17 protein-coding genes, 1 tRNA gene and 1 pseudogene are annotated in these 20,165 nt (G+C 67.7%); 9 read left to right on the top strand and 10 right to left on the bottom strand.

What is annotated here, in order from left to right; translation table 11 throughout:
* The first annotated feature begins 113 nt into the window (after positions 1-113).
* Together A5697_RS14415 and A5697_RS14410 are read left to right on the top strand one after the other, a co-directional pair.
* On the top strand, positions 114-554 hold the full coding sequence (locus A5697_RS14415) for a Zn-ribbon domain-containing OB-fold protein (protein WP_067951187.1): 441 nt from the start codon (positions 114-116) through the stop codon (positions 552-554).
* Entirely contained in the window at positions 554-1,750 is a 1,197-nt protein-coding gene (locus A5697_RS14410) for a lipid-transfer protein (protein ID WP_068011153.1), read from the top strand. The genes A5697_RS14415 and A5697_RS14410 overlap by 1 nt, the downstream gene beginning before the upstream one ends.
* An 84-nt stretch (positions 1,751-1,834) precedes the next feature.
* On the opposite strand, the gene A5697_RS14405 is transcribed toward A5697_RS14410, so the two are convergent.
* Complete coding sequence (locus A5697_RS14405) at positions 1,835-2,449, bottom strand: ANTAR domain-containing response regulator (protein WP_197501006.1); 615 nt, start codon at positions 2,447-2,449, stop codon at positions 1,835-1,837.
* Positions 2,450-2,561: 112 nt separating this feature from the next.
* On the opposite strand from A5697_RS14405, the gene A5697_RS14400 reads away from it, so the two are divergent.
* Positions 2,562-2,638 (top strand) — tRNA-Leu (locus A5697_RS14400).
* 326 nt (positions 2,639-2,964) lie between these two features.
* On the opposite strand, the gene A5697_RS27770 is transcribed toward A5697_RS14400, so the two are convergent.
* A complete protein-coding gene (locus tag A5697_RS27770; RefSeq protein WP_156659506.1) occupies positions 2,965-3,153 on the bottom strand; it encodes a hypothetical protein in 189 nt (62 codons plus the stop codon).
* 211 nt (positions 3,154-3,364) lie between these two features.
* On the opposite strand from A5697_RS27770, the gene A5697_RS14395 reads away from it, so the two are divergent.
* From A5697_RS14395 to cydC, 6 genes and pseudogenes are all read left to right on the top strand, one after another.
* Positions 3,365-4,705 carry an adenylate/guanylate cyclase domain-containing protein gene (locus tag A5697_RS14395; RefSeq protein WP_068011151.1) on the top strand — a complete coding sequence of 447 codons (1,341 nt, stop codon included), beginning with the start codon at positions 3,365-3,367 and terminating at the stop codon, positions 4,703-4,705.
* A 29-nt stretch (positions 4,706-4,734) separates the two neighbouring features.
* Positions 4,735-5,331 (top strand): HdeD family acid-resistance protein, encoded by a 597-nt coding sequence (locus A5697_RS14390; protein ID WP_156673303.1) that lies wholly within the window; start codon positions 4,735-4,737, stop codon positions 5,329-5,331.
* A gap of 89 nt (positions 5,332-5,420) precedes the next feature.
* Positions 5,421-6,893 carry a cytochrome ubiquinol oxidase subunit I gene (locus tag A5697_RS14385; protein ID WP_067951181.1) on the top strand — a complete coding sequence of 491 codons (1,473 nt, stop codon included), beginning with the start codon at positions 5,421-5,423 and terminating at the stop codon, positions 6,891-6,893.
* A gap of 25 nt (positions 6,894-6,918) precedes the next feature.
* Positions 6,919-7,959 carry a cytochrome d ubiquinol oxidase subunit II gene (gene cydB, locus A5697_RS14380; RefSeq protein ID WP_068011083.1) on the top strand — a complete coding sequence of 347 codons (1,041 nt, stop codon included), beginning with the start codon at positions 6,919-6,921 and terminating at the stop codon, positions 7,957-7,959.
* A gap of 74 nt (positions 7,960-8,033) precedes the next feature.
* Entirely contained in the window at positions 8,034-9,647 is a 1,614-nt protein-coding gene (gene cydD / locus A5697_RS14375) for a thiol reductant ABC exporter subunit CydD (protein WP_082953397.1), read from the top strand.
* Positions 9,634-11,342, top strand: a pseudogene (gene cydC, locus A5697_RS14370) (thiol reductant ABC exporter subunit CydC). The gene cydD and the pseudogene cydC overlap by 14 nt, the downstream one beginning before the upstream one ends.
* On the opposite strand, the gene A5697_RS14365 reads toward cydC, so the two are convergent.
* The 8 genes from A5697_RS14365 to trpC all read right to left on the bottom strand — a co-directional run bounded on the left by A5697_RS14365 (position 11,276) and on the right by trpC (position 20,056).
* Positions 11,276-12,673, bottom strand: a complete 1,398-nt coding sequence (locus tag A5697_RS14365; RefSeq protein WP_068011149.1) for a bifunctional lysylphosphatidylglycerol flippase/synthetase MprF — start codon at positions 12,671-12,673, stop codon at positions 11,276-11,278. The pseudogene cydC and the gene A5697_RS14365 sit on opposite strands and share 67 nt — an antisense overlap.
* Positions 12,674-12,816: 143 nt before the next feature.
* Complete coding sequence (locus A5697_RS14360) at positions 12,817-13,692, bottom strand: acyl-CoA thioesterase II (RefSeq protein ID WP_068011148.1); 876 nt, start codon at positions 13,690-13,692, stop codon at positions 12,817-12,819.
* Between the two features lie 25 nt (positions 13,693-13,717).
* A complete protein-coding gene (pyk, locus tag A5697_RS14355; RefSeq protein ID WP_067951172.1) occupies positions 13,718-15,136 on the bottom strand; it encodes a pyruvate kinase in 1,419 nt (472 codons plus the stop codon).
* Positions 15,137-15,202: 66 nt separating this feature from the next.
* Positions 15,203-15,634: a DUF2752 domain-containing protein gene (locus A5697_RS14350; protein WP_067951170.1), complete on the bottom strand. Its 432-nt coding sequence runs from the start codon at positions 15,632-15,634 to the stop codon at positions 15,203-15,205.
* Positions 15,635-15,661: 27 nt separating this feature from the next.
* On the bottom strand, positions 15,662-17,092 hold the full coding sequence (locus tag A5697_RS14345) for a prolipoprotein diacylglyceryl transferase (protein WP_068011078.1): 1,431 nt from the start codon (positions 17,090-17,092) through the stop codon (positions 15,662-15,664).
* Positions 17,089-17,904: a tryptophan synthase subunit alpha gene (gene trpA, locus A5697_RS14340; protein WP_068011076.1), complete on the bottom strand. Its 816-nt coding sequence runs from the start codon at positions 17,902-17,904 to the stop codon at positions 17,089-17,091. Before trpA ends, A5697_RS14345 begins: the two co-directional genes overlap by 4 nt.
* A complete protein-coding gene (trpB, locus tag A5697_RS14335; protein WP_068011075.1) occupies positions 17,901-19,163 on the bottom strand; it encodes a tryptophan synthase subunit beta in 1,263 nt (420 codons plus the stop codon). Before trpB ends, trpA begins: the two co-directional genes overlap by 4 nt.
* Positions 19,164-19,237: 74 nt before the next feature.
* Positions 19,238-20,056 carry an indole-3-glycerol phosphate synthase TrpC gene (gene trpC / locus A5697_RS14330; RefSeq protein WP_055404126.1) on the bottom strand — a complete coding sequence of 273 codons (819 nt, stop codon included), beginning with the start codon at positions 20,054-20,056 and terminating at the stop codon, positions 19,238-19,240.
* Between the last annotated feature and the right edge of the window lie 109 nt (positions 20,057-20,165).

Below are 20,165 nucleotides of genomic sequence, written 5' to 3'. Positions count from 1 at the left end.
TACTCACGGCTCACACTCTAGGCATCCGGTACGACGGGGCACGCGCCCCAACCACCCGGGGCCGGAACTGCAACACGTTTCAGTTTCGTATTGGGGCTGGGTAGTCTGGCCGAGTGCCAGAGGTCACCAGCCAAGAACCCGCGATCGACGGATGGTTCGCCACCGACGACACCGGAAGCGCCCACTTGATCGGCAGCAAGTGCCCCGAATGCGGCACCTATGTCTTCCCGCCGCGCGAGAACAACTGCCCCAACCCGGCCTGCGCCAGCGACACACTGGAACCCGTCGCGTTGTCGACCCGGGGAACGCTGTGGAGCTACACCGAGAACCGGTATCCACCCCCGCCGCCCTACCCCGCCCCGGATCCCTTCGAGCCGTTCGCCATCGCCGCGGTCGAGCTGGCCGACGAGGGAATCATCGTGCTGGGCAAGGTGGTCGAGGGCACGCTGGCCGCCGATTTGAAGGTCGGCATGGAGATGGAGCTGACCACCATGCCGCTGTTCACCGACGCCGACGGCGTGCAGCGCATCGTCTATGCGTGGAGGATCGCCTGATGCCCGAACCGCTTTACATCCTGGGCGCCGGAATGCACCCGTGGGGCAAGTGGGGCCGCGACTTCACCGAGTACGGGGTCGTCGCCGCGCGCGCCGCGCTGGCCGAGGCCGGCCTGGACTGGACGCAGATTCAGCTGGTCGCCGGCGCGGACACCATCCGCAACGGCTACCCGGGCTTCATCGCCGGGTCGACGTTCGCCCAGAAGCTGGGCTGGAACGGCGTGCCGGTCAGCTCGAGCTACGCCGCGTGTGCGAGCGGTTCCCAGGCGCTGCAGAGCGCGCGGGCTCAAATCCTGGCCGGTTTCTGCGACGTCGCGCTGGTGATCGGCGCCGACACCACCCCGAAGGGCGCGTTCGCTCCCGTTGGCGGAGAACGCAAGAACGACCCCGACTGGCAGCGGTTCCACCTGATCGGTGCGATGAACCCGGTGTACTTCGCGCTGCTGGCGCGCCGCCGGATGGACCTCTACGGCGCGACGGCCGAGGACTTCGCTCAGGTGAAGGTGAAGAACTCGCGGCATGGCCTGCAGAACCCGAACGCCCGCTACCGCAAGGAAGCTTCGGCCGACGACGTGTTCGCCAGCCCGGTGGTGGCCGACCCGTTGCGACAGCTCGACATCTGCGCCACCTCCGATGGTGCGGCGGCCCTGATCGTGGCCAGCGCCGAGTTCGCCCGCAAGCACCTCGGCTCGCTCGACGGCGTTCCATCGGTGCGGGCGGTCAGCACGGTCACCCCCCGCTACCCGCAGCACCTGCCCGAATTGCCCGACATCGCAACGGATTCCACCGCCGCGGTGCCCGCACCGGACCGGGTGTTCAAGGATCAGATCCTGGATGCGGCCTACGCCGAGGCGGGCATCGGGCCCGAGGATGTCAGCCTGGCCGAGGTCTACGACCTGTCCACCGCGCTGGAGCTCGACTGGTACGAGCATCTCGGGCTGTGCCCGAAGGGCGAGGCCGAGGCGCTGCTGCGCGGCGGCGCGACCACCATCGGCGGCAGGGTCCCGGTCAACCCGTCGGGCGGGCTGGCCTGCTTCGGCGAGGCCATCCCCGCCCAGGCCATCGCGCAGGTCTGCGAGCTGACCTGGCAGCTGCGCGGTCGGGCGACGGGCCGGCAGGTGGAGAACGCCACGGTCGGCGTCACGGCCAACCAGGGCCTGTTCGGTCACGGCTCGTCGGTGATCGTGGCGCGCTGAGGCTTTCAGCCTTCGCCCAGTGTGCAACTGCGGCGGCCTCATTCGGCGTGTCGTCTGCCTGAGCTCACACTCGACGGCCGCGACCTACTCGTCAGGTGTGTCGAGGGTTTCCAGGACGACTTCGGCGACCCGCTTCATCGTGGTACGGCGGTCCATGGCGGCGCGCTGAATCCACTTGAACGCCTCGGGCTCGGTCATGCCCTGCTTGGTCTGCAGCAGGCCCTTGGCGCGTTCGACGAGCTTGCGGGTCTCCAGCCGCTCGGACAACGTCGCCACTTCGCGTTCCAGCTCGGTGATCTCACTGAAGCGGCTGACCGCCAATTCGATCGCCGGAATCAGGTCGCTGATCGTGAAGGGCTTCACCAGGTAGGCCATCGCCCCGGCATCGCGGGCGCGCTCGACCAGGTCGCGCTGGCTGAACGCGGTCAGCACCACGATCGGCGCGATGCGCTTGCTGGCGATCTCGGACGCCGCGTCGATCCCGTCGCGGCGAGGCATCTTCACGTCCATGATCACGAGGTCGGGTTGATGTCGTTCGGCCAACTCGACGGCCTCCTGTCCGTCGCCGGCCTCCCCGACGATGTCGTACCCCTCCTCTCGCAGCATCTCGGCGAGGTCCATTCGGATCAGCGCTTCGTCTTCCGCGATCAGGACCCGGCGCGGCACAGCGGCGTCGGTGTCGGTCGTGGGGCCTGTCATGACGGACATTGTCTCGTGAACGTCCGAGGCCAGCGACCTCGGGGCGGTGAGATGGGTGTCTACACCGAATCCTCTATGGTGGGAGGCTGCCTCTAAGGTAGGAGGCCGGCAAGCCCTCGTATCCCAACTGGCAGAGGAAACGGACTCAAAACCCGTCCAGTGTGGGTTCGAATCCCACCGAGGGCACCACAGGCGGGACAGACAATCAACCGCCCGTCAGGGCGTACCGGTGGCCCGGATCGAGTTGCCTCGCATACCGATGCCGGCTGCCGCGACCCCGGCCCGGCATCCCCGCGAAACCGGTGCCTCCAAGCCCCAGGTTTGTTAAATGCGTGAAATCCGTGCCAAAGGTATGAACTCGCCCGAATTTAAATACCGCACGCAATAAAGGGCACAGTTGCATTCAAATAGAATCGCGCCGGTTACACGATGAATTCATGCCATTTTCGGGGCCCGTCGAGGCGCCATCCATCGACCTATGGCGCGCCGGGCGCGGCCGGGTTGCGACTGCCGCGTTAGCGGCTAATGCACACTTGTTCTTCCGAGTGCACCACGTTGACCTGCATCGGATCGTTCTGCATCGAGTCGGTGGCCACCCGCAACAACGAGCCCGCGCCGCCGCATCCGACCCCACAGGCGGGGGTTGCCGCCGCGGTGCACGCCAGCATTAGCGCGATCCCGATCCTGCTGCTGAGACTTGCCACACCGCACCCCCGCATTAGAGGAACACATGACCCACATCACAGCCCGACATATGTTTAATAACACGTCGGATAATTTTGTAAACCCCTTCAGCGGAAAATCTTTTTTTAATTTTCCGATGCCCCGAAGCGCCAGCCGTCGACGGGCATCCGGCGCGTCGTCGGGACCCATTGACTGGCCCACGAACCGAGCTCAGCGGTTACGCTTTTGAATGTGGCGGCTAAGAAGTGCAGCGCCCCACCCGTGTCAGCCGGCTCGGCGAGACGCCCGGACTGCGTAGCCGCAGTGCGGGCGCAGACCCGCGACCGTAATCAGCACTACGCCGCCAGCGCCGCCCGCCGGGCCCGGATCCTGACTATCACCTCGTGGCTGGCCGTGATGGTGAGCGTGAGCTTCGTGCTCGTGCAGATCCTGGGCGGCACCTGGCTGTGGCAGGTCAGCTCGATCAACATCCTCGGCGCGATGATCTTTGCGATGGTCCCGTGGCTGCAGCGCTTCGGCGAACTGGTTGCCCCGCTTACCTTTATGGGCGCGGCCTACGTGTCCGTCTTTGCCAGCTGCGTGGACGTGGGCACCGGGTCGGGGGCCCAGTTCTTCTTCCTGGTGGGCGCCTGCATCGTCGTGTTGTTGCTGGGGATCGAACACATCGTTCTGGCATCCGCGCTGGCTGCCGTCGCCGCCGGCCTCATAGTCGCCGTCGAGTTCCTGGTGCCGCGCGACACCGGGCTGCAGCCGGCCTGGGCCCAATCGACCGGATTCATCGTGACGGCGATTTCCAGCGTGGTGATGGTGGTCGTGACCGTCTGGTTCGCCCTGCGTGACACCGCGCGCGCCGAGGCCATGATGGAGACGCAGTACGAGCGCTCGGAGGCGCTGCTGACCAACATGTTGCCGGCCAGCATCGCCGAGCGGCTCAAGGAACCCGACCGCAGCGTCATCGCCGACAAGTTCGACGACGCCTCCGTTCTGTTCGCCGATATCGTCGGGTTCACCGAGCGGGCCAGCGGCACGGCCCCGGCCGACCTGGTGCGCTTCCTCGACCGGTTGTACAGCGCCTTCGACGCATTGGTGGACCGGCACGGACTCGAGAAGATCAAAGTCAGCGGCGACTCTTACATGGTGGTCAGCGGCGTTCCGCGCGCCCGGTCCGACCACGCGCAGGCCCTGGCGGACTTCGCACTCGACATGGCCAATGTTGCGGCCGGACTGCAGGATCCGCACGGCAACGCGGTTCCGCTGCGGGTGGGCATGGCATGCGGGCCGGTGGTCGCCGGCGTGGTGGGTTCCCGGCGGTTCTTCTATGACGTGTGGGGTGACGCGGTCAATGTCGCGTCCCGGATGGAATCCACCGACTCGGTGGGCCGAATTCAGGTGCCCGAGGCCATGTACGAGCGTCTCAAGGACGAATTCGTGCTGCACGAGCGCGGCCACATCGACGTCAAGGGCAAAGGCCTCATGCGCACCTGGTATCTGATCGGGCGCAAGGCGGCCAGCGAGACCACCGAGGAAACCACCGAGCTGCTCACGAGGGGTTCACGCACGGCCCACGTGTAGCCCAAAGTGCCCTATACCCAAGGCGGGGTTTGTGTCAGACTGCGGCCATGCAAACCACACCTGGACCTTCCCCCGCTCCAAGTTTGTTGCCGCATCTGTGGAAATCGACCCTATTGTCGGGACTCCTGTCGCTGGCCCTCGGCATTCTGGTGCTCGCGTGGCCCGGCATATCCATCGTGGTCGCCGCAACCGCCTTCGGCGTCTATCTGCTGATCACCGGCGCCGCACAGGTGTTCTTCGCGTTCAGCCTGCATGTCTCGGCGGGAAGCCGGATCCTGCTCTTCATCAGCGGTGCCGCGTCACTCATCCTGGCATTGTTGGCATTTCGCCACTTCGGTCAGGGATACGCAATCCTGTTGTTAGCCATCTGGATTGGCATCGGATTCATCTTCCGCGGCGTCGGCACGACGGTCTCTGCCATCCAGGACCCGCACCTGCCGGGGCGGGGATGGGCGATCTTCATCGGCCTGATCAGTCTGCTCGCCGGCATCGTCGTTCTGGCGTCGCCGCTCGAATCGATTGTCACGCTGGCGCTCGTGGTCGGGGTCTGGTTCGTGGTCCTCGGCATCTTCGAGATCGTGTCGTCCTTCGGCATCCGGAAGGCCTCGAAGACCCTTACCCCCTGAGGCGGCTCTGAAGTAGCGCCGCCCCGGGACCTTCTACTACACTTTGTAGTAGCCGCGTCGTGCGGCTCCGCAGTTTCGGGAGATGACAGATGAATGTCGTCGATATTTCGCGGTGGCAGTTCGGTATCACTACCGTCTACCACTTCATCTTCGTGCCGCTCACCATCGGTTTGGCGCCCCTGCTGGCGGTCATGCAGACGGTATGGGTGGTAACGGATAACACCGCGTGGTACCGGCTCACCAAGTTCTTCGGCAAGTTGTTCCTGATCAACTTCGCCATCGGCGTGGCGACGGGAATCGTCCAGGAATTCCAGTTCGGGATGAACTGGAGTGAGTATTCGCGCTTCGTCGGCGACATCTTCGGCGCGCCGCTGGCCATGGAGGGCTTGTTCGCCTTCTTCTTCGAGTCCACCTTCATCGGGTTGTGGATTTTCGGTTGGGGCCGGCTGCCGAAGCTGATCCACCTGGCCTGCATCTGGATCGTCGCGATCGGTGTGAACATGTCCGCGTTCTTCATCATTGTGGCGAACTCGTTCATGCAGCATCCAGTTGGCGCGCATTACAACCCGGCGACCCATCGTGCCGAGCTGGACAGCATCACCGCGCTGCTGGGCAATAACACTGCGCGGTGGGCGTTTACCCACACGGTCGGCGGCGCGCTGCTGACCGCCGCGACGTTCGTCGCGGCCATCAGCGCGTGGTTCCTGGTCCGTTCCCGCCGCCCGGCGACCGCCACCCCCGCCGCGGAATCGGACGCGCGCACCATGTTTCGTCCGGCGGCCATCCTCGGGTGCTGGGTGGTGCTGCTCGCGGCCGTCGGCCTGTTCTTCACCGGCGACCGCCAGGGCAAGCTGATGTTCGTTCAGCAACCGATGAAGATGGCGTCGGCGGAGTCGTTGTGCGGCACCGAGACCGACCCCGACTTCTCGATTCTCACCGTCGGCACGCACAACAACTGCGACAGCATCACCCGGGTCATCGAGGTCCCATACGTGCTGCCGTTCCTCGCGGAGGGCCGAACCAGCGGCGTGACGTTGCAGGGCGTACGCAATATCCAGCAGGACTTCGAGCAACGGTTCGGCCCAAACGACTACCGGCCCAACCTCTTTGTCACCTACTGGTCGTTCCGGGCGATGATCGGATTCCTGGCCGTTCCGATATTATTCGCGCTTGCCGCGTTGTGGCTCACCCGCGGCGGCCGGGTGCCCAACCAGCGGTGGTTCTCCTGGCTGGCGCTGCTGACCATCCCTACGCCGTTCCTGGCGAACATCTCCGGGTGGGTGTTCACCGAAATGGGGCGGCAACCCTGGATCGTCGCACCGAATCCGACCGGCGACCAACAGGTTCGGTTCACCGTCCATGAGGCCGTCTCGCACCATGCGCCCGGCATGGTGGTCACCTCCCTGGTGACGTTCACCCTCGTCTACGCGGTGCTGGCGGTGATCTGGTTCTTCCTGCTCAAGCGGTACGTCACCGAAGGGCCCCGGGAACACGACGCCGAACCGGCTGCCCCGACGGCACCCGGCGACGACGAGGTGGCGCCGCTGTCGTTCGCCTATTAAGGCCCAGCTGGAAAGGAGTTGACCGATGGGACTGCAGGAGTTGTGGTTCGGCATCATCGGGTTGCTGTTCCTCGGTTTCTTCGTTCTGGAGGGCTTCGACTTCGGCGTCGGCATGTTGATGGAACCGCTGGCCCGCGTCGGCATCGGTGAACCCGAGCCCATCCGGCGCACGGCGCTGAACACCATCGGCCCGATCTGGGACGGCAACGAGGTCTGGCTGATCGTCGGCGGCGCAGCGATGTTCGCCGCCTTCCCCGGCTGGTACGCGACCGTGTTCTCCACGCTGTACCTGCCACTGCTGGCCATCCTGTTCGGGATGATCCTGCGCGCCGTGGCGATCGAGTGGCGCGGCAAGATCGATGACACCAAGTGGCGCGGCTGGGCCGATTTCGGCATCGCGGCGGGATCCTGGCTGCCCGGGTTGTTGTGGGGCGTCGCCTTCGCCATCCTGGTCCGCGGCCTGCCGGTGGACGCCGACGGGCAGGTCAACCTCTCGATCACCGACGTGCTCAACGCCTACACCCTGCTGGGCGGCCTGGCCACCGCCGGGCTGTTTCTGCTCTACGGCGCGGTGTTCATCTCGCTGAAGACCTCCGGCGCCATCCGCGACGACGCCCACCGGCTGGCGGTCTGGCTCTCGCTGCCGGTGACCGCACTGGTTGCGGGCTTTGGGATCTGGACGCAGCTGGCCCACGGCAAGGACTGGACCTGGCTGGTGCTCGCCGTCGCGGTGGTGGCACAGCTGGCGGCGGTGTTGCTGGTGTGGCGGCGCGTGTCCGACGGCTGGGCGTTCGCCTGCACGGCCACGGTCGTGGTGGCGGTTGTGATCCTGTTGTTCGGCGCGCTGTACCCGAACTTGGTGCCGTCGACGCTGAACAAGCAGTGGAGCCTGACGATCTACAACGCCTCGTCGACGCCCTACACCCTCAAGGTCATGACGTGGGTGACCGCGTTCATGGCCCCGCTGACGGTGGTGTACCAAGCCTGGACGTATTGGGTTTTCCGGCAACGGATCTCGGCGGACCGGATACCGCCGTCCATCGGCCTGGCAAGGCGGCTGTCCTGAGCGCGAACAATCCGCCGCGCGACTCCAGAGCGCGGGGCCCGCTGGACCCGCGACTGTGGCGGGCATCGACCGCCCTGCGCCGCTACCTGGCCTCGACGGTGTGCTGCGGAGTGGTGATCTCCGGCTGCGCGATCGGCTCGGCGATCGTGCTCGCGGGCGTGGTTGCCCGCGCGGTCGGCGATCGCTCCGCGCACGGCCCGCGTGCCTGGCTCGGGCCGCTGTCGGTCCTATTGGGGCTGTGGGCCATTCGCACAGCGGCGCATTGGTTGCAGGCCCGGTTGAGTCAACGCGGCGCCAGCGCGGTCATCGCCGATCTGTCCGGTCAGGTGCTCACGGCGGTGACCGCCCGCCAGCCCGGTGAGCTCGCCGGCCAACGGGATGCCGCCGCGGTGGTGGTCACGCGCGGCCTCGACGGCCTGCGCCCCTACTTCACCGGGTATCTGCCGACGTTGCTGCTCGCCGGGATCCTCACCCCCGCGACCGTCGCCGTCATCGCTCTCTACGACCTGAAATCGGCGGCCATCGTGGCGATCACCTTGCCGCTCATACCGATTTTCATGGTCCTGATCGGCCTGGCCACCGCCGACCGGTCGGCGGCGGCCCTGGCCGCCATGACGACACTGCAGGGCCGGTTGCTCGATCTGATCGCCGGCATCCCCACCCTGCGGGCGCTGGGGCGCGGTCGGGGCCCGGAGCGCCGCATCGCCGAACTGGCCGCCGCGCACCGCCGCTCGGCCATGGCGACGCTCCGGATCGCCTTCCTGTCCGCGCTGGTGCTGGAACTGCTGGCGACGCTGGGCGTGGCGCTGATCGCGGTGGGCATCGGGTTCCGCCTGGTGTTCGGCGAGATGACGCTGGCGGCCGGCCTCACGGTGCTGTTGCTCGCGCCCGACGTGTACTGGCCGTTGCGCCGCATCGGCGTGGAATTCCACGCCGCGCAGGACGGAAGAACCGCCGTCGACAAGGCCTTCGCCCTCATCGGCGAGCCGACTCCAGCGCAGGCCCGGGACCAGACGGTCACCGCCCGCGGGGCACAGATCCGCCTCGACGGGCTCGGCGTCGCCGGTCGCGACGGCCACGCGCCGCGCGACCTCACCGCGCTCATCGAACCGGGCGCGGTTACGGTGCTGACCGGGCGCAACGGCGCCGGCAAAAGCACTACCCTGCAGGCGATCACCGGGGTCACCGTGCCGTCCTCGGGCCGGATCACCGTGGCCGGCATCGACGTCGCCGATCTGGAGCCGGGCGCCTGGTGGCGGCAGTTGTCGTGGCTGCCGCAGCGCCCGGCACTCGTCCCGGGCACGGTCCGGGACAACCTGGTCCTGTTCGGCGACCTGGACGACCTCGAAACTGCTTGTGCCGATTCCGATTTCGATAGGGTGCTGGCCGACCTGCCCGATGGGCTGGACACGGTGCTCGGCCGCGGCGGCGTCGGCCTGTCGCTCGGGCAGCGGCAACGGCTCGGCCTCGCCCGGGCGCTCGGATCGTCCGCGCCGGTGCTACTGCTCGACGAGCCCACCGCGCACCTCGATGCGCACGCCGAGGAACGCGTGTTGCGGGCCATCGTGGAGCGCGCCCGTTCGGGCGCGACCGTCGTCGTCGTCGGGCACCGCGCACCGGTTCTGGCGATCGGCGACCGGGTGGTCGAAGTGGTCGCCGACAGCGGGGCGCGTTATGTCCCGGCCTGATCCGCTGTTGGCTGCGGTGCCGCTGCTGCGGCCCCGACTCCCCCGGCTGTTTGCGGCCATCGCGCTGGGCGTGCTGTCGCTGGGCAGCGCGCTGGCACTCGCCGGTGTCTCGGCCTGGCTCATCACGAGGGCCTGGCAGATGCCACCGGTGCTGGACCTGTCGGTCGCGGCCGTCGCGGTGCGCGCTTTCGCGATTTCCCGGGGAGTGCTGCACTACTGCGAGCGACTGGTCACCCACGACGCCGCGCTGCGCGCGGCAGGCACCGCCCGGGCGGGGATCTATCACCGGCTGGCGCACGGGCCTGCGGCGGCAGCCGTCCGTCTGCACAGCGGCGAGCTCGTCACCCGCGTGGGCTCCGACGTCGAAGAACTGGCCAATGTGCTGGTGCGTGCCGTGGTGCCGATCGGGGTCGCGGCGGTGCTGGGGCTGGCGGCGACCGTGGTGGTCGCGGTCATCTCGCTGCCGGCCGCGGCGGTGCTGGTGATCTGCCTGCTGATCGCGGGCATCGTCGCACCGCGGTTCGCGGCCAGGGCCGCGGCCGGCCAGGAAAGCCTTGCCCGGCAGCATCATTCCGACCGCGATACCTCGGCGATGATCGCGCTGGAACACGCGCCCGAGCTCCGCGTCGCCGGCCTGCTCCCCCGCGTCATCGCCGAGTCGCAACGCCGCCAACGCGCGTGGGGCGCCGCGCTCGACGCGGCCGCCCGGCCGGCCGCCATCGCCGAGGCCGCGCCCACCGCCGCGATCGGGGCCAGCGTGCTCGGCGCGGTGATAGCCGGCCTCTGGCTTGCCCCTTCGGTCGCGCCAACCACGCTCGCCGTCCTGATGTTGTTGCCGCTGTCCGCGTTCGAGGCGATGACACCGTTGCCGGCCGCCGCGGTCCAGCTGACCCGATCGCGCATCGCCGCCGGCCGGTTGCTCGACCTGACGGCGAGCGACCGCCCGCATCAGCCCGAATCGCCCGCGGCCCCGCCGAACCCGCTCGCCGTGCTGTCCGCCGCCATCCGGTCCGGGCACGCCGGAGCCGCGCGCTCGAACCGCATCTCGCTGGACCTACCGCCGGGTGCCCGGCTGGCAATCACCGGCGCCAGCGGGTCCGGCAAGACCACGCTCTTGATGACGCTTGCCGGGCTGCTACCCCCGCTGGAGGGACGGGTGACGCTCGACGGCACCGATCTGACCGCCTTCCGTGAAGACGACTTGCGCGGCGCCGTCAGCTTTTTCGCGGAAGACGCGCACATCTTCGACACCACGGTTCGAGACAACCTGCTGGTGGCCCGCGGCGACTGCCGCGACGCCGAATTGGCGGACACGCTGGACGCGGTCGGGCTCGGCCCCTGGCTAGCCGGTCTGCCCGAGAACCTGTCGACGGTGTTGACCGGTGGCGCGCAGGCGCTTTCGGCCGGTCAGCGCAGGAGGCTGCTGCTGGCGCGGGCGATGCTCACATCCGCCCGGATCGTGCTGCTCGACGAGCCGACCGAACACCTCGACGCCGCCGACGCCGAACCGATACTCCGCGACCTGCTGGGGCCGAGTTCCGCTCTGATGTCGGCCGATCGAACCGTGGTGGTGGCTACCCACCACCTGCCCGAGGGCATTGGCTGTCGCGAACTGCAATTGGATGCGCTCAGAGGTGTCGCCGGCGCGGCATGAACTCCAGCGACAGCAGCACGATCAGCAACTGGACGATCTGAGTCATGGACACCAGCGCGTAGCGTCGGGTGTCCAGCGCGTGGAACTTGCGCACGTAGCGGTAGAGCGACTCGAGGGCGATCAGCGGGTCAAGAACGTGGATCAACCGATAGAAGACGCGCTGGGTGCGGCTGCGATTCTTCTCGTCGAAGATTTCCGGGAACGCCGCGAACGCGAGGGAAAGCCGTTGGGCGCCATTCTCTTTGCCGGCCATGATCATGTCGACGCTGAGGCGTTCGTCGATGCCGTTGGGGGCTCCGCGCCGGCGCCACGGCACGTCGAGGGTGATGTCGCTGCCGCCGCCGGCCGTCGCGTACCGGTGGAATGCCTGCACCTTGCCCGAGGCGTCCCGGGCGAGGATCAGCTGAATGCCGGGGAACCGGCCCTCCAGCACGCCGTCGAGGTTCATGTGGAATCCGCGCTCGGTGTGGGCCGCCTTGCTCGACGCTCGGACCACCTCGATCAGCTCGGCCAGTTGCTCATCGCCGAGTTCCTGCTCCCCCACGATCTCGGTGGTGATGCCGCAGTTGTGGGAGCGCTTCACCGCCTGGCGCAGGTTGCGGAACTTGCGTCCCACCATGTCGAAACCGGTGACGTCGACGACGACGTCGCGCCCGATCGGCACGGCGCGCAACGACTGTCCGACCACCGCGGCGTCGTTCCACAATTCGAGCCGTCGCTCGCCGCAACCGACCACCGCGATTCGCCAGCCGTGGGTGTGGCACATGGCGGCGAAGTCGGCGACCAGCTCGGGGAATCGAGATTCGTCACCGATCGGGTCACCGCCGACCACGGCGATACCCAGGCGCGTCCGGTAGGCGAGCGCGGCGCTGCCGTCCGCGGTGAAGTGGTAACTCTTGCCGGTCTGCATCGCGAAGGGCGCGAGCGGATCGTCCTGGGTGGCCTGGATCAATTTCCACACCCGGGGCAGATCCTCCGCACGCGCATGCGACGACGTCGGCCACATCAGCACCATGCCGGAGCCGGCGATGACCAGGTCGCCGAGCAGATCGAAAGACAGCACGTGCAGGCCCAGCCCGGCCAGCACGAAGAAGAAGGCCGCGACGGCGTGCGTGGCCGTAACGGGACGTCCCAGGAAGATGCCGCGTGCGATCCACGCCACGGCGACCAGGACGGTCAGCGACCAGGCCAACCGATCGGTGTAGTGCCACGCCGGGTGGTGGTGGTGGCGAACCAGGATTTCGGCCAACCAGCAGGTGGCGCTCAGCAGCGCCAGCGCACCGATCAGCCGGGCCGCGCGCGAATCGACCGACACGACCACGCGCTCCCGCGCGCGGGCCTTCGCTGAGACGTCGACCAACGGCCCGCTCACACTCACCTCCCGATGCGCTGAAATTCCAGCTGGGCGGCTGTTTGCCGCCTCTGCACCGAATACCCGGCAGCTAGAAACTTACGCGCGATACCGGCCCTGACGGGCCGATTTCACAGCGATGTCCCGCGGGTACTCCGCCCTGTCTATCGGCGGGCGGGCGGAAAGTATTTCAGCACTCCTTCTTGCACCACCGTCGCGAGGACCTGCCCGGAGCGGTCGAAGAAGTGCCCGGTGCCCAGCCCGCGCGAATCCGCGGCCACCGGCGACGACGTCGCGTACAAGACCCAGTCGTCGAAGTCGACCTGCCGGTGAAACCACACGGAATGGTTGGCGGACGCGGCGAAGATGCGGTCGAAACCCCACGACAGGCCGTGGGTGGTGATCACCGAGTCCAGCACCGTGGTGTCCGAGGAGTACACCATGGTCGCGGTGTGCAGCACGGGGTCATCGGGCATGCTGCCGCCGGCCTTCATCCAAACCCGGTTGTGCGGAAGCCGGTCGCCCTTCTCGCGCATCACCCAGGCCGGGTCGTTGGTGTAGCGCCACTCGATCGGCTGCAGCGCGTTGACGAAGTGCGGAACCGTCTCCTCGTAACCCCGGAGCAGATCGCTGATCGGCGGCTGCGTTTCGGGCGCGCCCACCTGCGGCGGATCGACGGCGTGTTCGAGGCCGCGGCCGCCGGACATGTAAGAAATCATCGCCGAGGACAACAGCATGCCGTCCTGCACCGCGTCCACGCGCCGGTTGGCGAAGCGCCGCTCGTCCCGCAGCCGGGTGACGTGGAATTCGATGTCCTTGGCGGTGTCACCGCCGTTGATGAAGTGCACCGACAGAGCGCCGGGCGGCAGGTCGTCCCGGACCAGCGAGCGGCTGGCGGCGACGAACGACTGAGCCATGAGCTGGCCACCGAAGGTTCGCATCGGGTTCTTGCTGGGATGAGACCCGACGAAACGGTCGTCGGCGACCCGAGTGAGGTCGAGGGTCGCAAGCAGTTCCTTGAAATCGGAATCCGTGCTGATCGCGGCCTCTCCTTGGCTCGAATGCTTAGACGTCGTCCTCACCGATCCGGTGCACGTGGATGAGGTTGGTCGACCCTACTGTGCCAGGTGGCGCGCCGGCCACGATCACCACCAGGTCACCGCGCTTGTAGCGACCGAGTTCCAGCAGCGACTTGTCGACCTGGCGGATCATGCCGTCGGTGGACGTCATCATCGGGACGATGAACGTCTCGGTGCCCCACGTCATGGCGAGCTGGCTGCGGACCTCGGGCCACGCGGTGAAGGCCAGCAGCGGCAGCGGGGTGTGCAGCCGCGCCAGCCGCTTGACGGTGTCGCCCGACTGGGTGAAGGCGACCAGCGCCTTGGCGTCCAGGCGCTCGCCGATGTCGCGGGCGGCGTAGGAGATCACCCCGCGCTTGGTGCGCGGCACGTGCGTCAGCGGCGGGGCGGCGGTCGAATTGTCCTCGACGGCGCAGATGATCCGCGACATGGTCCGCACTGCCGCCAGCGGGTACTTTCCGACCGACGTCTCGCCGGACAGCATCACCGCGTCGGCGCCGTCGAGCACGGCGTTGGCGACGTCGGAGGCCTCGGCACGCGTCGGCCGGGAATTCTCGATCATGGAGTCGAGCATCTGGGTCGCCACGATGACGGGTTTGGCGTTCTCCCGGGCCATCTGGATGGCCCGCTTCTGCACCAGCGGCACCTCTTCCAGCGGCAGCTCGACGCCGAGGTCGCCGCGAGCCACCATGATCGCGTCGAAGGCCAGCACGATCGCTTCCAGATTGTCCACGGCTTCCGGCTTTTCCAGCTTGGCGATCACCGGCACCCGCCGCCCGATCCGGTCCATCACCTCGTGCACCAGCTCGACGTCGGACGGCGAGCGCACGAAGGAGAGCGCGACCAGGTCGACACCGAGGTCCAGCGCGAACGTGAGGTCCTCGATGTCCTTCTCCGACAAGGCCGGTGCCGACACGTTCATGCCGGGCAACGAGATGCCCTTGTTGTTGCTGACCGGGCCGCCCTCGACGACCGTGCAGATGACATCGTCGCCGTCGATGCGGTCGATGATCAGGCCGACCTTGCCGTCGTCGATCAGCACCCGGTCGCCGACCGTCGCGTCCGCGGCCAGCTTCTTGTAGGTGGTCGACACGCGGTCGTGGGTGCCCTCGCAGTCGGCGACGGTGATGCACACGGTTTCGCCGTCGGCCCAGTACGTCGCCCCGGTGGCGAACCGGCCCAGCCTGATCTTCGGGCCCTGCAGGTCGGCGAGGACACCGACCGCGCGGCCGGTGGTGTCGGAAGCGGCCCGGACCCGCTCGTAGGCGGCTTTGTGGTCGGAGTAGTCGCCGTGACTGAAGTTCAACCGGGCGACGTCCATTCCCGCCTCGACCAGCGCCAGGATCAACTCGTCCGAATTTGTCGCAGGGCCAAGGGTGCAGACGATCTTCCCGCGTCTACTCACGCCGACCCAGCATAGTCGCGTGGGTCCGACCCGGTCCGACCAAACGGGGTGTCGTGCTGTGCGTGATTAACCACTCTGAATCGCCGGCAACAGTGGGAAGCCGGGCAGGTTACGCAGCACCGTCCAGGCGATGATGGCCAGCACCATCGTCAACCACGCCGGCGTGGAGAGCGCCGGTCTGCCGCTCCCGCGGCGAATCAGCAGCCATCCCGCCAGCATCGGGATGCCGACCAACAGAAAAACATTGTCGTTGACGGCGGCGAACAGGTCGCCGTGCAGCAGATCGTTCGTCATCCGCAGGCCACCGCAGAACGGGCAGTTCCAGCCGGTAAGCAATTTGAAGGGGCACTGGGGATACAACGAGTTCGTGTTGTGCGGGTCGACCAGGCCGACGTAGCCGAGCGCGCCGCCGAGCGCAACGGCGGTGCCGACCGCGACGTACCGGCGTGGGCGGTGACACTGTTCCGCCGCGTGCCCGGCGGAATTGGGTTGCGTCACCTGTTCAGCATGCCAGACCCGCGGCCACTAGGGGTTCGACGACCGATTCCTTCGCAGCCGCCACCGGCTGCGGGGTGTCTTATAAGGCTCGGCGGCCGAAGCCGGTTCGGCCGAGTCGTGTGGCGGCTCGGATTCTTCGTCCGCCTCGGCTTCGGGTTCTTCGGCCTCGGCCGCGGGCTCTTCCTCGTCGGCCTCTTCGGGTTCGGTTTCTTCGGCCTCGGGCTCTTCGGCTTCCGGCTCTTCGGCTTCCGGCTCTTCGACTTCGGCCGCGGGCTCTTCCGTTTCCGGCTCTTCGGCTTCCGGCTCTTCGACTTCGGCCGCGGGCTCTTCCGTTTCCGGCTCTTCGGCTTCCGCCTCGGGCCCTTCGGTTTCGTCCGGCCCGGGCTCCGTGGCCTCCGCTTTGACCGTCTCGGCCTCCGCGGTTTCCGGCTCGTCGACGGAGGCGGCCTCGCCGGTTTCCGACAAGTCGGCGGGCTTGTCGTCCTCGTCCTCGCCGCCACCTCCCGCGACCGCCACGGTCGCCGCCTCACCCGAGGCGACGGTCGCGAGTTCGCCCGCCGGCTCCGATTCCGGAGACTCCTCGGAAACGTAGTCTTTGCCGCGCAGGCTTTCCGGGGCCTCGCGTCCCTTCGGCGCCACCATGAGGTACACCACGGCCCCGATGAACACGAAAGTTGATGTGAACGAATTGATCCGGATGCCCGCGATGTGAGTGGCGGTATCGTCGCGCAGCAACTCGACACCGAAGCGCCCCACGCAGTAGCTGGCCACGTACAACGCGAACAGTCGCCCGTGGCCCAGCGCGAATCGCCGGTCCGCGTAGATCAACAGGGCGAAAACCAGGACGTTCCAAATCAATTCGTACAGGAACGTCGGCTGCACGACGAGTGCCACCTGGCCCGTCGACACACCGTCCAGCGAATGGGGGTCGATGTATCCCGACGGGTCGCGGCGGTAGAAGATCTCCAGCCCCCATGGCAGGGTGGTTTCCCGGCCGTAGAGCTCCTGGTTGAAATAGTTGCCCAGCCGGCCGATGGCCTGCGCCAGGATGATTCCCGGCGCGATCGCGTCGGCGAATGCCGGCAGCGGAATCCCGTGCCGCCGGCAGCCGATCCACGCGCCGACGCCGCCAAGGGCCACCGCGCCCCAGATGCCAAGGCCGCCATCCCAAATGCGTACGGCCGCGCTCAACCCGGCACCGCCCGGCCCCCAGTAGGTCCGCCAGTCGGTGGCCAGGTGGTAAAGCCGGCCGCCCACCAACCCGAACGGCACCACCCACAACGCGATGTCATAGATCACCCCGCGCTGCCCGCCGCGGGCTTCCCAGCGGCGGTCGCCGATCAGCAGCGCCGCGACGATGCCGGTGATGATGAACAGCGCGTAGGCGCGGATCGGCAGCGGCCCGAGGTGCCAAACGCCCTGGGGCGGGCTGGGAAAATACGTCGGCAACATCGTCATCCGGCGGACGCCTTCTCCCGGACGCCCGCGGCCAGTTCCTCGGTCAGCGCCCGCAACGCGGGCAACCCGCCCTCACCGAGCGCCGATACCAGCGCCGAGCCCACGATGACGCCGTCGGCGTAGCTGCCGATCTGCGCCGCCTGCTCTCGCGACCGCACCCCCAGGCCGACCCCGACGGGTATGTCCGACACCGCCTTTACCCGGTGCACCAGTTCGGGCGCGGCGTTCGACACCGCGTCACGCGCCCCGGTTACCCCCATCGTGGAAGCAGCGTAGACGAACCCGCGCGACGCCTCGACCGTCATCGCCAGCCGTTGCGGCGTCGACGAGGGCGCCACCAGAAAAATGCGATCCAACCGATGCTCCTCAGCTGCCGCCAGCCACTGGCCGGCTTCGTCGGGGATGAGGTCTGGAGTGATCATGCCCTGCCCACCGGCCGACGCGAGGTCCCGGGCGAAGCCGTCGACCCCATACCGCAGCACCGGATTCCAATAGGTCATCACCACCGCGCGGCCGCCGGCCGCACTGATCGCCTCGACCGCGGCCAGGGTGTCCCGCACCCGCACTCCCCCCTGCAACGCGACCTCGGTGGCCCGGGCGATGGTCGGCCCGTCCATGCCGGGATCCGAATAGGGAACCCCGACTTCGATGATGTCGCAGCCGGATTCGACCAGCGCGAGCATTCCGTCGACCGAACCCGGCACGTCGGGGTAACCGGTGGGCAGATAACCGATCAGCGCCGCGCGATTGTCTTTGCGGCACATGTCGAAGACCGGCCCGAGCCGGCTGGCTTGCTTTTGTTCCACGGTCATCGCTCGCTGGGCCCCATCAGGCCAAACCATTTCGCGGCCGTCTCGACGTCCTTGTCACCCCGGCCCGACAGGTTCACCACGATGATGGCGCCCTGCCCCAATTCGAGGCCGAGCTTGACCGCGCCCGCGATCGCGTGCGCGGATTCGATGGCCGGGATGATTCCTTCGGTGCGGCACAGCAGCGCGAACGCATCCATCGCCTCGGAGTCGGTGATCGGCCGGTATTCGGCACGCCCGATCTCCTTGAGATATGCGTGTTCGGGGCCTACCCCCGGATAATCGAGACCCGCTGAGATGGAATGGGATTCGATGGTCTGGCCATCCTGGTCCTGCAGCAGGTAAGAGAACGACCCCTGAAAAGCTCCCGGCGAACCGCCGGCGAATGTCGCGGCGTGCCTTCCCGTTTCGACGCCGTCGCCGGCCGCCTCGAAGCCGACCAGGCGCACCCCCGGGTCGTCGATGAACGGGTGGAAGATGCCGATGGCGTTGGATCCGCCCCCGACACAGGCCACGACCGCGTCGGGCAACCGGCCCGCCTGGGCCTGAATCTGCACACGCGCCTCCAAGCCGATGATGCGCTGAAAATCGCGCACCATCGCGGGAAAGGGGTGCGGCCCCGCCGCGGTGCCGAAGCAGTAGTAGGTGTTGTCGGCGTTGGTCACCCAGTCGCGAAACGCCTCATTGATCGCGTCCTTGAGCGTCTTCGACCCACTCTGGACCGACACGACCTCGGCGCCCAGCAGTCGCATCCGCGCCACGTTGAGCGCCTGGCGCGCGGTGTCGACGGCACCCATGTAGATGACACATTCCAGGCCGAGCAGCGCGCACGCGGTGGCTGTGGCGACACCGTGCTGGCCGGCGCCGGTCTCGGCGATGACCCGGCTCTTGCCCATTCTCTTGGCCAGCAAGGCCTGACCGAGGACGTTGTTGATCTTGTGAGAACCGGTGTGGTTCAGGTCTTCTCGCTTGAGGAAAATGCGCGCCGAGCCGGCATGCTCGGACAGCCGGGTGGCCTCGTACAGCGGCGACGGCCGGCCGGCGTAGTTGACCTGCAGGTCGTCCAGGGTGTCCAGAAAATCGGGGTTGATGCGTTCCTTCTCGTAGGCGGCGGTGACCTCCTCGATCACCGCCATCAACGCCTCCGCCACGTAGCGGCCGCCGTACACGCCGAAATGGCCACCCGCATCGGGTTCGTGGCGGGTGGGTTCGGCGACGGCTGCACTCGGAAGGGGAAGGTCCGGGCGGGACAGGTTGACCATCACCAAGGCTCTACGCGGGGACGGCTCATCGGGTTCAACGTTTCAGCGCCGGGGCTCTTCAACTGACTTGATGACTAGCGAGACGGTTTCGGGCAGGACGGGTGGGTACCCGCGGTGACCAGGTCGGCGACCGCGGCGCGCGGGTCACCGCTTTTGACCAGACCCTCGCCGACCAACACGGCGTCCGCGCCGGCGCCGGCATAGGCCAACAGGTCACCGGTGCCGCGGACGCCGGACTCGGCGATCCTGATCACATTGCTGGGCAGCCCGGGCGCGATCCGCGCGAAGCAGTCCCGGTCGACCTCCAGCGTGGCGAGGTCGCGCGCGTTGACACCGATTACGTTGGCCCCGGCCTTCAACGCCCGGTCGGCCTCCTCCTCGGTGTGCACCTCGACAAGGGCTGTCATGCCCAGGGATTCGGTGCGGTCGAGCATCGATACCAGAGCCGACTGGTCCAGCGCGGCCACGATGAGCAACAGCATGTCGGCGCCGTGGGCGCGGGCCTCGTGGATCTGATATGGCTGCACGACAAAGTCTTTGCGCAACACCGGTATCGAGACCGCGGCCCGAACGGCATCGAGGTCGTCGAGCGAGCCGTGGAAACGGCGCTCCTCGGTCAGAACGCTGATGATCCGGGCTCCGCCGTCCTCGTACGCCCGGGCCAGTTTTGCCGGATCGGCAATCGTCGCCAGGGATCCCGCCGACGGACTGGCGCGCTTGACTTCGGCGATGACGCCGATGCCGGGCTCGCGCAGGGCGGCCATCACGTCACGCGGCGGCGGAGCGGCGGCAGCGGCGGCCTTGATTTCGGAGAGACTGATGAGAGCTTCGCGCGCGGCAACGTCGGCCCGGACTCCCTCGAGGATGGAGTCAAGCACGGTAGCCGGACTCATGCCTGTTGCTTCCCTTCGCGCCGTTACCCATCGCCACCCCACGGCCTCCTGACGAACTCCAGCCGATCGCGACGACGTGAATGAAGGGTAGCGGCCCTCGGCTTGCGAC

It is taken from the genome of Mycobacterium sp. E3251 (genome assembly GCF_001666835.1).
Taxonomy (GTDB): Bacteria; Actinomycetota; Actinomycetes; order Mycobacteriales; family Mycobacteriaceae; genus Mycobacterium.
Note: the sequence above shows the minus strand (reverse complement) of the source record. Positions and strands in the feature narration are given on the sequence as shown.